At 71.9% G+C, this 13514-nt stretch carries 11 protein-coding genes; 5 read left to right on the top strand and 6 right to left on the bottom strand.

What is annotated here, in order from left to right:
* Positions 1 to 251: 251 nt before the first annotated feature.
* Genes NXY84_RS12605 through NXY84_RS12590 form a run of 4 tightly spaced genes read right to left on the bottom strand, consistent with a single transcriptional unit; the run spans position 252 to position 4465 of the window.
* Positions 252 to 1109, bottom strand: coding sequence for an ABC transporter ATP-binding protein (locus NXY84_RS12605; protein WP_258723433.1), 858 nt, complete (start codon positions 1107 to 1109; stop codon positions 252 to 254).
* Positions 1106 to 2065 carry an ABC transporter ATP-binding protein gene (locus NXY84_RS12600; RefSeq protein WP_258723432.1) on the bottom strand — a complete coding sequence of 320 codons (960 nt, stop codon included), beginning with the start codon at positions 2063 to 2065 and terminating at the stop codon, positions 1106 to 1108. The genes NXY84_RS12605 and NXY84_RS12600 overlap by 4 nt, the downstream gene beginning before the upstream one ends.
* On the bottom strand, positions 2055 to 3041 hold the full coding sequence (locus NXY84_RS12595; RefSeq protein ID WP_258723431.1) for a branched-chain amino acid ABC transporter permease: 987 nt from the start codon (positions 3039 to 3041) through the stop codon (positions 2055 to 2057). Before NXY84_RS12595 ends, NXY84_RS12600 begins: the two co-directional genes overlap by 11 nt.
* Positions 3042 to 3055: 14 nt before the next feature.
* Positions 3056 to 4465 (bottom strand): ABC transporter permease subunit, encoded by a 1410-nt coding sequence (locus tag NXY84_RS12590; RefSeq protein WP_309484992.1) that lies wholly within the window; start codon positions 4463 to 4465, stop codon positions 3056 to 3058.
* 332 nt (positions 4466 to 4797) lie between these two features.
* On the opposite strand from NXY84_RS12590, the gene NXY84_RS12585 reads away from it, so the two are divergent.
* On the top strand, positions 4798 to 5514 hold the full coding sequence (locus tag NXY84_RS12585; RefSeq protein ID WP_258723430.1) for a GNAT family N-acetyltransferase: 717 nt from the start codon (positions 4798 to 4800) through the stop codon (positions 5512 to 5514).
* Here the strand turns inward: NXY84_RS12585 and NXY84_RS12580 are convergent.
* Complete coding sequence (locus NXY84_RS12580) at positions 5427 to 5843, bottom strand: PaaI family thioesterase (protein WP_258723429.1); 417 nt, start codon at positions 5841 to 5843, stop codon at positions 5427 to 5429. The genes NXY84_RS12585 and NXY84_RS12580 overlap by 88 nt on opposite strands.
* On the opposite strand from NXY84_RS12580, the gene polA reads away from it, so the two are divergent.
* The 3 genes from polA (at position 5842) to NXY84_RS12565 (ending at position 10769) form a co-directional block, all read left to right on the top strand.
* Positions 5842 to 8598, top strand: a complete 2757-nt coding sequence (gene polA, locus NXY84_RS12575) for a DNA polymerase I (protein WP_258723428.1) — start codon at positions 5842 to 5844, stop codon at positions 8596 to 8598. The genes NXY84_RS12580 and polA overlap by 2 nt on opposite strands.
* 180 nt (positions 8599 to 8778) lie before the next feature.
* Positions 8779 to 9114 carry a DUF485 domain-containing protein gene (locus NXY84_RS12570; protein ID WP_034624234.1) on the top strand — a complete coding sequence of 112 codons (336 nt, stop codon included), beginning with the start codon at positions 8779 to 8781 and terminating at the stop codon, positions 9112 to 9114.
* The gene (locus tag NXY84_RS12565; RefSeq protein ID WP_258723427.1) at positions 9111 to 10769 is read left to right on the top strand and encodes a solute symporter family protein; all 1659 of its coding nucleotides are present in this window, start codon (positions 9111 to 9113) and stop codon (positions 10767 to 10769) included. Before NXY84_RS12570 ends, NXY84_RS12565 begins: the two co-directional genes overlap by 4 nt.
* Positions 10770 to 10884: 115 nt before the next feature.
* On the opposite strand, the gene NXY84_RS12560 is transcribed toward NXY84_RS12565, so the two are convergent.
* Positions 10885 to 11700 (bottom strand): class I SAM-dependent methyltransferase, encoded by an 816-nt coding sequence (locus NXY84_RS12560; RefSeq protein ID WP_258723426.1) that lies wholly within the window; start codon positions 11698 to 11700, stop codon positions 10885 to 10887.
* Between the two features lie 137 nt (positions 11701 to 11837).
* Between NXY84_RS12560 and NXY84_RS12555 the strand changes: the two genes are divergently transcribed.
* On the top strand, positions 11838 to 13508 hold the full coding sequence (locus tag NXY84_RS12555) for an ABC transporter substrate-binding protein (RefSeq protein ID WP_258723425.1): 1671 nt from the start codon (positions 11838 to 11840) through the stop codon (positions 13506 to 13508).
* Positions 13509 to 13514: the final 6 nt, after the last annotated feature.

Here is a 13514-nt window from a genome sequence, read left to right as displayed (position 1 = left end):
CTGCGACGGTCGGCCCGGGGGACCGCCCCCCGGACAGCGCGCGGGGCGGGCTGGGCACGCTCACCAGGAGCCTCCGCGAGGCGCACCCCGGGGCGTGGCCGCAGGGCCCGGAGCCCGGGCCGACGGGGACCGCGGCGAGGGTCGTGCCCCCACATCGCCACGGCTTCTGACCCTCGGGAGCCCACGGCCGCTGGGCAGCACGAAGGGCCGGGGTCGTCGACCCCGGCCCTTCGTCGCGTCCCGCGCCGGCGTCAGAGCGCCGGGTCACCGCCGAGCGGCTTCGTCGTCGACACCGCCGCGGGGCTGTCCGCGGCGTGGCTCGCGGCGCTCTCGACGTCCGTCGCGAGCGTCCCGAGGTACAGCTCGATGACCTTGGGGTCGTTCATGAGCTGGCGGCCCGGGCCCGAGTAGGCGTTGCGGCCCTGGTCGAGCACGTACGCGCGGTCGCAGATCTGCAGCGCGCGGCGAGCGTTCTGCTCGACGATGACGACGGAGACGCCGGCCTTGTTGATGCGCCGCGTGCGCAGGAACGTCTCGTCCTGGCGCACGGGCGACAGGCCCGCGGACGGCTCGTCGAGCAGCAGCACCGACGGGTTCATCATGAGCGCGCGTGCCATCGCGACCATCTGCCGCTCGCCGCCGGACAGCGAGCCGGCGCTCTGCTTGCGCCGCTCCCCGAGCGTCGGGAAGAGGTCGACGATGAAGTCGAACCGCTCGTTGAAGGTCTTGGGCGCCTGGAACACGCCCATCTGGAGGTTCTCCTCGATGGACAGCGAGGGGAACACGTTGTTGTTCTGCGGCACGAACCCGACGCCGCGTCGCACGAGCGAGTCGGCGCGGTGGTTGGTGATGTCCTCGCCCTTCAGCGTCACGCTGCCGGAGCGGATCGTGACGAGGCCGAACAGGGCCTTGAGGAGCGTGGACTTCCCGGCGCCGTTCGGGCCGATGATGCCGACGAGCTCCCCGGGGTGGCACACGAGGTTGCACCCGTTGAGGATGTCGACGCCCGGCAGGTACCCGGCGATCAGGTCGGTGGCGGCCAGCAGCGGCTCGCCCGCGGGAGCCCCGCGGTGCAGGTCGGCGCTCGTCGCGCTCGGCTGGGCGGTCATCGCTGCTCCTTCTCGACGAGGGCCTCGGCCTCGAGCTGCTCGGCGACGTCGTCGGTGAGCAGGCTGTCGTCCCCGAGGTCGGTGTCGTGGTGGGCTCCCAGGTACGCGTCGACGACGGCCTGGTTCTGCATGACGGTCTCGGGCGGCCCCTCGGCGACGATCCGCCCCTCGGCCATGACCACGACCCAGTCGGAGATGTGGCGGACCATGTGCATGTCGTGCTCGACGAACAGCACCGTGGTGCCCTCGTCGCGCAGCGCCTGGATGTGCCCGAGCAGCGACTGCGTGAGCGCCGGGTTCACGCCGGCCATGGGCTCGTCGAGCATGACCATCGTCGGCTTCGTCATGAGCGCCCGGGCCATCTCGAGGAGCTTGCGCTGGCCGCCCGAGAGCGAGCCGGCGAAGTCGTCCTTCTTCTCGAGCAGCTTGAAGCGCGCGAGCAGCTCCTCCGCCTGCGCGGTGATCTCGGCCTCGCGGCTGCGCCACAGCGGGGGGACGAGCGCCGTGAGGAGGTTCTCCCCGGGCTGGTGCGTCGCCCCGAGGCGCATGTTCTCGATGACCGTCATCCGCGAGAGCGCCTTGGTGAGCTGGAACGTGCGCACCATGCCGGCCCGCGCGACCTTGCCCGCGGGCACCCGCCCGAGCGAGCGGCCCTCGAAGCTCCACGTGCCGGTGTTCGGCCGGTCGAAGCCCGTGAGCAGGTTGAACAGGGTCGTCTTGCCGGCGCCGTTGGGTCCGATGAGCGCCGTGATCGCGCCGCGCTGGACCTGCAGGTGGTCGACGTCGACGGCGGCCATGCCGCCGAAGGTCCGGGTCACGTTCTCCGCGACCAGGATCGCGTCGGGCTTCGGTGCGCCCGGAGTGTGCGGGACGTCGGCGAGGTCGCGCGCGACCTGCGCCTTGCGGCTCGCGGCGGGCGCCGCGGGCACGGTGGGGGTGGGGGTCTCAGCGGACATCGATCGCCAGCTCCTTGCGGTCTCCGAGGATGCCTTGTGGTCGGAAGATCACGAGCAGCATGAGCGTGAGCCCGACGAGGACCCAGCCGAGCATCTCGATCTGCTCCGAGCGCATGACGGTCGTGGGGACGACGTCGCGCAGCACCGTCTTGATGAGCATGAGGGTGGTCCAGAGGAGGATCGACCCGAGGACGGGTCCGAAGACCGTCGCGGCGCCGCCCAGCAGCAGGATCGTCCAGACGTAGAACGTCATGGGGCGTCCCATCGAGTCCGGTTGGACCGCTCGTGGCAGCGCGTAGACGATCCCGGCGACGGCCCCGAACGTGCCGCCGAGGATGAGCGCCTGCATCTTGTACGAGTACACGTTCTTGCCGAGCGAGCGCACGGCGTCCTCGTCCTCGCGGATGCCCTTGAGCACGCGGCCCCACGGGCTGCGCATCCAGAGCCAGATCGCCAGGCACGCGAGCGCCACGAGCGCCCACCCCACGATGCGGATCCACCAGCTGTTGGACAGGTTGTTGGAGTACTCCCACGGCCCGATGCCGAAGTTGCCGTCGGGCAGCGGTGACAGCTCCTGGAACGAGCCCTTGAAGCTGTCGCCGGCGAGGCCGGCGTTGCCGCCCGTGAGCCACGTGAGGGACGTCGAGCGCCCGACGAGGCGGACGATCTCCGCGGCGGCGATCGTGACGATCGACAGGTAGTCGCCGCGGAGCTTGAGCGTCGGGATGCCGAGGATGAGGGCGAAGACGACCGCGCACGCCATGGCGACGAGCACGGAGGCCCACACCGGCCAGCCGGCCATCGAGGCGATCGCGAAGCCGTAGGCGCCGATGAGCATGAAGCCGGCCTGGCCGAAGTTCAGCAGCCCGGTCATGCCGAAGTGCACGTTGAGGCCGATCGCGGCGAGCGCGTAGGCGGCCGTGGTCGGGGCGATGATCTCGCCCGCGACGTTGGTCAGGATTCTGGTCCAGTCCATGGGGGAGGCCTCCGTCAGCCGATGCGCTCAGCCCGGCCCAGGATGCCCTGGGGTCGGACGAGAAGGACGAGGATGAGGATCACGAGCGCCCCGGCGTAGCGCATGTCCGACGGGATCACGAGCGTCGACATCTCGACGACGAGCCCGATGACGACCGAGCCGACGAGGGCGCCGAACGCGGTGCCGAGCCCGCCGAGCGTCACGGCGGCGAACATGAGGAGCAGGATCGCCCCGCCCATGTTCCACGCGGTCGCGTTGAAGTAGAGACCCAGGAGCACGCCGCCGAGCGCGGCCAGGCCGGCCCCGAGCGTCCAGACGATGCGCACGATGCGCTCGACCGAGATGCCCGACGCCGCGGCGAGCGCGGGGTTGTCGGAGACGGCGCGCGTCGCCCGACCCGTGCGGGTCCCGAGCAGGAAGTACCCGACAGCCGCGATCGCCACGATCGCGATGAGCGCCGAGAAGATCGACTGCTGGTTGAGCAGCAGCGGGCCGATCCGCACCGGCACCGGGTTCTCCCGGACGATGCGCAGCGGGCCACCTCCCACGAAGTACTGGAAGGCGTACTGCAGCACCATCGACAGGCCGATCGTGACGATCATCTGCTGCGTCGCGCCGAGCCGGCGCTGCCGCAGCTTGTGCCAGATCCCCGCGTCCTGGGCCCACCCGGACGCCGCGCCGACCGCGACCGCGAACAGGCCCGCGACGACGAGCGGCTGGCCGAGCACCTGGACGCCGAAGTAGGCGAGGAGCGCCCCCAGCGTCACCTGCTCGCCGTGGGCGAAGTTGCTGAGCCCGGTCGTGCCGTAGATCAGCGACAGGCCGACGGACGCGAGCGCCAGCAGCAACCCGAAGACGAGCCCGCTGACCGCCTGCTGGAGCACGCGCTGGCCCGTGATCCCGCCCGCGGTGCCGCCGGACGGGGCGTTCGTGCCGGGGGCGGCGCTCGCGCCGGGGTCGGGCTCCTCGTCCCCGCCGCCCGTCCCGCCGGCGGCGGCTCCGCCGAGCGGGAAGAGGGCTCCCGCGGACGAGCCCAGCCGGACGACGACCGTGCGGGGGTTGCCCGCGGGGTCGCGCAGCTGCTCGCCCGTGGGGAGGGTCGACTCGTCGAGGGTGACGGTGTAGTCGCCGGCTGTGGTGACGGCGGCGGACCAGCGGCCGTCGGCGCCGGTCTCGGCCTCCACGGTGCCGCCGGGGCCGTCGACGCTGAGCTGCACGCCGACAGCGGGCTCGCCGGCCGCGGTGCGGATCGTGCCGCCGACGCACGCGGTCGCCGGGTCCGCGACGCACTGCGCGGCGGCGGCCGTCGCGGGACCTGACGACGTCAGGACGGCGAACGAGGTGAGGAGCAGGGTGAGCATGGCGAGCGCGAGACTGCGGCGCACGCGGAGCTGGGAACGGCCCGTGGTCGCGACTCGGCGCACCTGGGACCTCCATCCGTGGTGTTCTGGCATCAGGGGTCGGGCGAGCATCTCTCCCGGCGACGTTGCCGGGTGGCGCGGTCCTCCAAGTGGGCAGGACCTTAGGTGGGGTTTGTGTCCGCCATGTGACACGACGCGCGGTGGTGCGAGCGCCATTCGACCATCTTTCCCCATCCGGTGTGACCTTTCGGACGTTCGCGCAGACGTCATCCGGTCGGGCGTCCAACCGGACTAGGCAGACGCGGCAGGCTTTGCCATGATCGAGGGGCATCGTCGCCCTGGTCGCCGGAACCCCCACCCGCGACCCCGCCAGCACCGTGAGGAGGCCGACGCCCGTGCGCCCTGGTGTCCAGGTCCGCCCCGCAGAGCCGGGCGACCTCCCCGAGATCGTGGACCTGTGCCTCGTCGCGCGCGCGGAGTCGACCGTGGGCGCGCAGCTGTGCAGCAACGACCGCGAGCGGCTCCGCCAGCAGATCGGCACGCTGCTCGCGACGCCGGGCGGGCAGGTCCTGGTGGGCGCGCTCGACGGCCGCACGAGCGGCCTGCTGCTCGGGCGCCTCGTCGGCCCGAGCCCGTTCACCGACGAGGCGAGCCTGACGCTCGAGGCCCTCTACGTGGCGCCCGAGGCGCGCCGCCGTGGCCTGGGCCACGCGCTGCTGTCGGGCGCGCTCGAGCTCGCCGCCGAGGCGGGCGCGAGCGAGGTGTACGCGGCCCCGCTGCCGGGTGCGCGCGGGATGCTCCGGTTCTTCGCCCGGCTGGGCTTCGCGCCCGCGGCGGCGTACCGGGTGGTGAGCACGAGCTCGTTGCAGCGCCGGCTCGCGGGGGACTCCGCGGGGGCGCCCGTCGTGCGTCGCGGGGCGGCGCGCGGGCTGGAGGACCTCATCGCGCGGCGCCGCCAGGTCCGGGCCGCCGCCCGGTCCGAGACGGCCGAGGTGCGCTTCGTGCCCCCGGCGGCCGGCGCCGATCAGCCGCGGCGGTCCGCGATGAGCATGCAGGTCAGCCGCGCGGTGCAGACGCGGCGCGACTCGGGGTCCTCGACGACGACCTCGTAGGTCGCGAGGGTCGACCCGAGGTGCACCGCGGTCGCGGTGCCCGTCACGAGCCCGCTGCGCGCGGAGCGGTGGTGCGTCGCGCTGAGCTCGATCCCGACCGCGATCCGGCCCTCGCCCGCGTGCGCGTTCGCCGCGACCGACCCGAGCGTCTCGGCGAGCACGGCCGAGGCCCCGCCGTGCAGCAGCCCCTGCGGCTGGGTGTTGCCCTCGACCGGCATCGTGCCGACGACGCGGTCCGGTCCGACCTCTTGGATCACGATGCCCATGCGCTCGATCAGGGTGCCCGGGTAGGTCGGGGGGTGCTGCGGCTCGCGGCCGGCGTCAGTCATGCCCGATAGGTTGGCACCCGTGACCGACGCATCGCCAGCCGGCGCCCTCGCCGCCTCCACGCCCCCGTTCGCCCCCGCGCCGGGCGCCCCGCGCCTGCTGCTCATCGACGGGCACTCGATGGCGTTCCGCGCGTTCTTCGCCCTGCCGGCCGAGAACTTCTCGACCACGAGCGGCCAGACGACCAACGCGGTCTACGGCTTCACGTCGATGCTCGCCAAGATCCTGGCGGACGAGGCGCCGACGCACCTCGCCGTCGCGTTCGACGTGGGCCGCACGACGTTCCGCACCGAGCAGTACCCGGCGTACAAGGGCACGCGCGACGAGACGCCGCAGCCCTTCCAGGGTCAGGTGCCGCTGATCAAGGAGATCCTCGCGACGATGCGGGTCCCCGTGATCGAGAAGGAGAACTACGAGGCCGACGACGTGCTGGCGACGCTCGCCACGCAGGCCCGCGCCGCCGGCATCGAAGTCCTGCTCTGCTCGGGCGACCGCGATTCGTTCCAGCTCGTCAACGACTCCGTCACGGTGCTCTACCCGATCCGCGGTGTGTCCGAGCTCACGCGCATGACGCCCGAGGCGGTCCTCGCGAAGTACGGCGTCGGGCCGGAGCGGTACTCCGACCTGGCCGCGCTCGTGGGGGAGACGAGCGACAACCTCCCGGGCGTGCCCGGCGTCGGCCCCAAGACGGCCGCGAAGTGGATCACGGCGTACGGCGGTCTGGACGGGATCATCGCGTCGGTCGACCAGATCGGCGGCAAGGCGGGGGAGAGCCTGCGCGCGCACCTCGACCAGGTGATCGTCAACCGCCGGCTCAACCACCTGCTCACGGACCTCGAGCTCCCGCTGCGGCCCGAGGACCTCGCGGTGCAGCCGTGGGACCGCGAGGCGATGCACCGGGTGTTCGACTCGCTGCAGTTCACGGCGCTGCGCGAGCGGCTGTTCGCGTCCCTGCCCGAGGCTGCGCCGGCGGTCGAGCCCGGCGACGCGGTGCCGCTCGACCGGCTGGAGCCCGGGGGCCTCGCCGCGTGGCTCGCCGAGCGCGCGGGCCGGACGCTCGGCCTCGACGTCCGGGGGAGCGCGCGGCCGTCGGGCGGGGACGCGTGGGGCGTCGCGATCGCCGACGCCGGCTCGTCGGCCGTCGCGCTCGACCTGGCGTCCCTGGACCCGGCGGACGAGGCGACGCTCGCGGCGTGGCTCGCGGAGCCGAACGCCGAGAAGGCCGTGCACGCCGCGAAGAACGCGTGGCACGCGCTCGTCGGCCGCGGCTTCGACCTCGCGGGGGTCGTGTTCGACACGGAGCTCGCCGCGTACCTGTGCCACCCCGACCAGCGTGCGTACGACCTCGCGTCGCTCGTCGTGCGCTACCTGAAGCGCGAGCTGTCGGCCGCCGAGTCCCCGGACTCCGGCACGCAGGGCGCGTTCGACCTCGAGCTCGACGGCTCCGACGAGAACCAGAGGTCGGCCGGGCAGGCGGCCGCGGTCGTCGAGCTCGCCGAGGTGCTGCACGGGGAGCTGGCCGACCGGGGTGCGGCCGCGCTGCTCGCCGAGCTCGAGCTCCCGCTCGAGGACGTGCTCGTGCGCATGGAGCGCCGCGGCATCGCCGCCGACACCGGCTACCTGTCCGGGCTCGAGGCGGAGTTCGACGCCGCGGTCAAGGACGCGGCGGCCGAGGCGTACGCGGTCATCGACCGCGAGGTGAACCTGGGCTCCCCGAAGCAGCTCCAGGAGGTGCTCTTCGACCAGCTGCAGATGCCGAAGACCAAGAAGAACAAGACCGGCTACACCACGGACGCTGCGGCGCTCCAGGACCTGTTCGAGCGCACGCAGCACCCGTTCCTCGAGCACCTGCTCGCGCACCGCGACGCGATCCGCCTGCGCCAGACCGTCGAGGGGCTGCTGCGCTCGGTGGCCGACGACGGGCGCATCCACACGACGTTCCAGCAGACGATCGCCGCGACCGGCCGGCTGTCCTCGACCGACCCGAACCTGCAGAACATCCCCATCCGCACGGAGGCGGGCCGCCAGATCCGGCGCGCGTTCGTCGTCGGGCCCGGGTACGACACGCTGCTCACGGCCGACTACTCGCAGATCGAGATGCGCATCATGGCGCACCTGTCGGGCGACGAGGGCCTCATCGAGGCGTTCCGCTCGGGCGAGGACCTGCACTCCTACGTGGGCTCACGGGTCTTCTCCGTGCCGACCGACGAGGTCACGCCCGCGATGCGCTCGAAGATCAAGGCGATGAGCTACGGGCTCGCGTACGGGCTGTCGTCCTTCGGCCTGTCGAAGCAGCTGAACATCGAGGTCGGCGAGGCCGCGAAGCTCATGGAGGACTACTTCTCGCGGTTCGGCGGCGTGCGCGAGTACCTGACCGGGGTCGTGGACGTGGCCCGCGCGACGGGGTACACCGCGACGATCATGGGCCGGCGCCGCTACCTGCCGGACCTCACCAGCGACAACCGCCAGCGACGCGAGATGGCCGAGCGCATGGCGCTCAACGCCCCGATCCAGGGCAGCGCCGCGGACCTCATCAAGGTCGCGATGCTCGGGGTGGAGCGCGAGCTCACGGCGCGCGGGCTCGGGTCGCGGCTGCTCCTGCAGGTGCACGACGAGCTCGTGCTCGAGGTGGCGCCCGGGGAGCGCGAGGAGGTCGAGGCCCTCGTGCGCGCGCAGATGGGCTCGGCGGCCGAGCTCTCGGTGCCGCTCGACGTCTCGGTCGGCATCGGGACGAGCTGGCACGAGGCGGGTCACTGACGCCCTCGCACGACCGCTGACCACACGGCGCGTCGCCTCCCGGGCCCGGGGAGCGGCGCGCCGTTGGCCTGGTCGGAGCCGTCGAAAACGGTATCCACATCGCTGGCAATCCGGTGTGAACTACGCCACAGTAGTCGCCGGGTGGCGACGAGGCCACTCCCGAACCCCCTCGGAGGACGTATGGCCGACGTGGTAGAGCATCCCGAGACCGACTACGAACGCGTGCAGAACTCCCAGGAGTTCCAGCAGCTGCGCCGGCGCTTCCGGAACTTCGTGTTCCCGATGACGGCGTTCTTCCTCGCCTGGTACCTGCTGTACGTGCTCCTCGCCGCCTACGCGCACGACTTCATGAGCATCCGCGTCGCGGGCAACATCACGGTCGGCCTGCTGTTCGGCCTCGGCCAGTTCGTCTCGACCTTCGCGATCACGATGATCTACGCGAGCTGGGCCAACAAGCGGCAGGACGCCGTCGCCGAGCGGCTCCGCCGCCACATCGAGGACGGGGAGATCGTATGAGCGCGGTCCTGGGCTCCGCGGTGCTCGCCGCCGAGACCGAGCAGATCGGGGACCCCGTCCTCAACATCGCGATCTTCGGGGCGTTCGTCGTCGTGACGCTCGTGATCGTGTTCCGGGCGTCGAAGAACAACAGCACCGCCGCCGACTACTACGCCGCGGGGCGGTCGTTCACCGGCCCGCAGAACGGCACCGCGATCGCGGGCGACTACCTGTCGGCCGCGAGCTTCCTCGGCATCTGCGGCGCGATCGCGATCAACGGCTACGACGGGTTCCTGTACTCGATCGGCTTCCTGGTCGCGTGGCTCGTCGCGCTCCTGCTCGTCGCCGAGCTGCTGCGCAACACCGGCCGGTTCACGATGGCCGACGTCCTGTCGTTCCGGCTGCGCCAGCGCCCGGTCCGGATGGCGGCGGCGCTCGCGACCCTCGCGGTCGTCTTCTTCTACCTGCTCGCGCAGATGGCGGGCGCGGGCGGCCTGGTGGCGCTCCTGCTCGGGATCGAGGGTGTCGCGGGCCAGGGGCTCGTGATCGCCGTGGTCGGTGCGCTGATGATCCTGTACGTCCTGGTGGGCGGCATGAAGGGCACCACCTGGGTGCAGATCATCAAGGCGATCCTGCTCATCGCGGGCGCCGGGATCATGACGATCTGGGTGCTCGCGAAGTTCGGCTTCGACCTCTCGGCGCTGCTCCAGGGCGCGGTCGACACCGCGGGCGAGGGCGGCGAGGCGCTCATCGAGCCGGGCAAGCAGTACGGCGCCTCGGGCATGAGCAAGCTCAACTTCCTCTCGCTCGCGCTCGCGCTCGTGCTCGGCACCGCGGGCCTCCCGCACGTGCTCATGCGCTTCTACACGGTCCCGACCGCCAAGGAGGCGCGTCGCTCGGTCGTCTGGGCGATCTGGCTCATCGGCGTCTTCTACCTGTTCACCCTCGTGCTCGGGTACGGCGCGGGTGCCCTCGTCGGGCCCGAGGCCATCAAGGCGGCTCCGGGCGGCGTGAACTCGGCGGCGCCGATGCTCGCGTTCGAGCTCGGCGGCGTGGTGCTGCTCGGCATCATCTCGGCGGTCGCCTTCGCGACGATCCTCGCGGTCGTCGCGGGCCTGACGATCACGGCGGCGGCGTCGTTCGCGCACGACATCTACGCGTCGGTGATCAAGCACGGCGAGGTCAACCCCGACGGCGAGGTCAAGGTCGCCCGGATCACCGTCGTCGTGATCGGCATCCTGGCGATCGTCGGCGGCATCTTCGCCAACGGGCAGAACGTGGCGTTCCTCGTCGCGCTTGCGTTCGCGGTCGCGGCCAGCGCGAACCTGCCGACGATCATCTACTCGCTGTTCTGGAAGCGGTTCAACACCACCGGGGCGCTGTGGAGCATGTACGGCGGACTCATCTCCTGCATCGTGCTCATCGCGTTCTCCCCGGTCGTGTCCGGGAAGGTGGACCCCGCGACCGGGGCGAGCCTGTCGATGATCCGGGACACGTCCGTCGACTTCCACCTCTTCCCGCTGGACAACCCGGGAATCGTCTCGATCCCGCTCGGGTTCCTGCTCGGCATCGTGGGGACGCTGGTGAGCAAGGAGCGTCCGGACCGGGAGAAGTTCGCCGAGATGGAGGTCCGCTCGCTCACCGGGGCGGGCGCCGAGAAGGCGACGGTGCACTAGCGGCACCGCGCCGGTCCGCCGGCGCAGCACGGTTCCGAGGTCGCGGTGCGGGGACACCCCGTGCCGCGACCTCGCCGTGCCGGCGCCGGATCAGGGGGCCGGGCCGGCGGCCGGGTCAGCGGTGCGTCACGAAGATCGCCGTCCCGGGCAGCAGCGCCCCGCGCACCGGACCCCAGCCGCCCCACGTGCGGTCGTGCCCCTCGGGCCACTCGGGCTCGACGAGGCGCTCGAGCACGAACCCGGCAGCCACGAGGTCGGCGACGTGGTCCCCGAGCGTGCGGTGGTACTCCGCGTAGAGCACCGAGCCCGACGCGCCGGTCTCGACGTAGGGCCGCCGGTCGAAGTACGAGCGCGAGGCGGTCAGGCCGTGCTCGGAGGGGTCGTCGGGGAACGCCCAGCGCAGCGGGTGGGTGACCGAGAACACCCAGCGCCCGCCGGGGCGCAGCACGCGCGCCGCCTCCCGGTGCACACTCACCGCGTCGGGCACGAACGGGATCGCGCCGAACGCCGTGAACGCCACGTCGAAGCTCCCGTCGGCGAACGGCAGCGCGCGCGCGTCGGCCTGCACGAGCGGCGCCGCGGGGTGCCCCGGTCGGTCGTACGCCGCTCCCGCGGCGAGCATGCCGTGCGCGACGTCGGTCGCGACGACCTCGACCCCGCGGGCGGCGAGCCACCGGGAGCACTGCGCCGCGCCGGCGCCGACCTCGAGCACGCGCGCGCCGGTCAGGTCGCCCAGCAGGCCGGCGTCGGCCTCGCGGACGCCCTCCGGGCACCAGCAGAAATCGGCGGTGCCGAGGAAGTCCCCGTGCTCGGCGAGGTACTCGGGGGCGTTGGCGTCCCACCACGTGCGCCCGGCCCGCCCACCGGCCTCGTCGGGAACGTGCCGGTACCCGGCGTCGGCGAGGGGATCCTCCGGCTGTGTGGAGTTCATGCTTCGCTGAGGTACTTTCTGTGGGTCCTAGTTGGATACCGGTGCGTAACATCCGCGTGACCACCTGCACCTACGGTCGGGGCCTTCCCGCCGGGGCGCACGTGTGCCCCGGCGGACCGTCGACGAGAGGTGATCGTGTGAGGACCTTCCTGAGGTTCGCAGCGTCGAGCGTGGCCGTGGGCCTCGTTCTGACCGGATGTGCGGCGAGTGACCGCGACGGCGGGGGCACCGCCGAGGAGACGTCGGACGGCGCGCGGGACACCTTCATCTTCGCAGCGTCGGCCGACCCCGCGTCGCTCGACCCGGCCTTCGCCAACGACGGCGAGTCGTTCCGCGTCGGGCGCCAGATCTTCGAGGGTCTCGTGGGCACCGAGCCGGGCACGCCCGACCCGGCCCCGCTGCTCGCGGAGTCCTGGGAGACGAGCGAGGACGGCCTGCAGTACACCTTCCAGCTCAAGGAGGGTGTGAAGTTCCACGACGGCACCGACTTCAACGCCGAGGCGGTCTGCTTCAACTTCGAGCGGTGGAACAACTTCACGGGCGTCCTGCAGTCCGAGAGCCTGTCGTACTACTGGCAGAAGGTGAACGGCGGGTTCGCGACGAGCGACACGCCGAGCCTCAACGGCACCGGGAAGTACGAGAGCTGCGAGGCTCCCGACGAGACGACCGCCGTCATCAACCTCCGGAGCCCGCTGCCCGAGCTGGTCTCGGCGCTGTCGCTGCCGTCGTTCTCGATGCAGTCGCCGACGGCGCTGCAGGAGTACGACGCCGACGCCGTGACGGGTGAGGGCGACGCCCCCGTGCTGCCCGAGTACGCGACCGCGCACCCGACCGGCACCGGCCCGTACGTCTTCGACTCGTGGAGCCCGGGCGAGCAGGTCGTCCTCACGGCCAACGAGGACTACTGGGGCGAGCAGGGCCAGATCAAGCGCATCGTCTTCAGCGTGATCTCCGACGCGACCGCGCGCCGGCAGGCGCTGCAGGCCGGCGACATCGACGGCTACGACCTCGTCGGCCCGGCCGACGTGGACGCGCTGGAGGAGGCCGGCTTCCAGATCGTCAACCGCGACCCGTTCAACATCCTGTACCTCGCGATGAACCAGGCGAACCCGGACCTCGCGGACCTCAAGGTCCGCCAGGCGATCGCGCACGCGATCAACAAGGAGTCGCTGGTCGCGCAGACGCTGCCCGAGGGCACCGAGGTCGCGACCAACTTCGTGCCGCCGAGCGTCGCGGGCTGGAACCCGGACGTCGCGACGTACGACTACGACCCCGAGAAGGCCAAGTCGCTGCTCGCCGAGGCCGGCAAGTCGAACCTCACGATCGACTTCAACTACCCGACGAACGTGTCGCGGCCGTACATGCCGACGCCGGAGCAGGTCTTCACCGCGATCTCGGCCGACCTCGAGGCCGTCGGGATCACCGTGAACCCGGTCCCGGAGCCGTGGAGCCCCGACTACCTCGACCGCATGCAGGGCACGCCCGACCACGGCATCCACCTGCTCGGCTGGACGGGTGACTACAACGACACCTACAACTTCGTCGGCGTCTTCTTCGGCGCGAAGTCGAACGAGTGGGGCTTCGACAACCCGGAGCTGTTCCAGGCCCTGGGCGACGCGCGGTACCAGCCGAGCGCCGAGGAGCAGAAGGCCGCCTACGAGGAGGTCAACGCCCAGATCATGGACCTCCTGCCGGGCGTCCCGCTCGCGCACCCCGTCCCGTCGCTGGCGTTCAAGCCCGAGATCCAGGGGTACCCGGCGTCGCCGGTCCAGGACGAGGTCTACAACGTCATCACCATCGAGGACTGAGGGCGT

Origin of the sequence: Cellulomonas sp. NS3 (assembly GCF_024757985.1) — a bacterium.
Classification (GTDB): Bacteria; Actinomycetota; Actinomycetes; order Actinomycetales; family Cellulomonadaceae; genus Cellulomonas_A.
The sequence above is the reverse complement of the archived record's forward strand: the minus strand, read 5'-3'. Positions and strand labels throughout refer to the sequence as shown.

Bases quoted from the DNA above. Each gene is read 5' to 3' on its own strand.
- NXY84_RS12605 (WP_258723433.1), bottom strand. From the start codon at position 1,109: ATGACCGCCCAGCCGAGCGCGACGAGCGCCGACCTGCACCGCGGGGCT.
- polA (WP_258723428.1), top strand. From the start codon at position 5,842: ATGCCCGATAGGTTGGCACCCGTGACCGACGCATCGCCAGCCGGCGCC.
- NXY84_RS12580 (WP_258723429.1), bottom strand. From the start codon at position 5,843: ATGACTGACGCCGGCCGCGAGCCGCAGCACCCCCCGACCTACCCGGGC.
- NXY84_RS12565 (WP_258723427.1), top strand. From the start codon at position 9,111: ATGAGCGCGGTCCTGGGCTCCGCGGTGCTCGCCGCCGAGACCGAGCAG.
- NXY84_RS12560 (WP_258723426.1), bottom strand. From the start codon at position 11,700: ATGAACTCCACACAGCCGGAGGATCCCCTCGCCGACGCCGGGTACCGG.
- NXY84_RS12595 (WP_258723431.1), bottom strand. From the start codon at position 3,041: ATGGACTGGACCAGAATCCTGACCAACGTCGCGGGCGAGATCATCGCC.
- NXY84_RS12570 (WP_034624234.1), top strand. From the start codon at position 8,779: ATGGCCGACGTGGTAGAGCATCCCGAGACCGACTACGAACGCGTGCAG.
- NXY84_RS12600 (WP_258723432.1), bottom strand. From the start codon at position 2,065: ATGTCCGCTGAGACCCCCACCCCCACCGTGCCCGCGGCGCCCGCCGCG.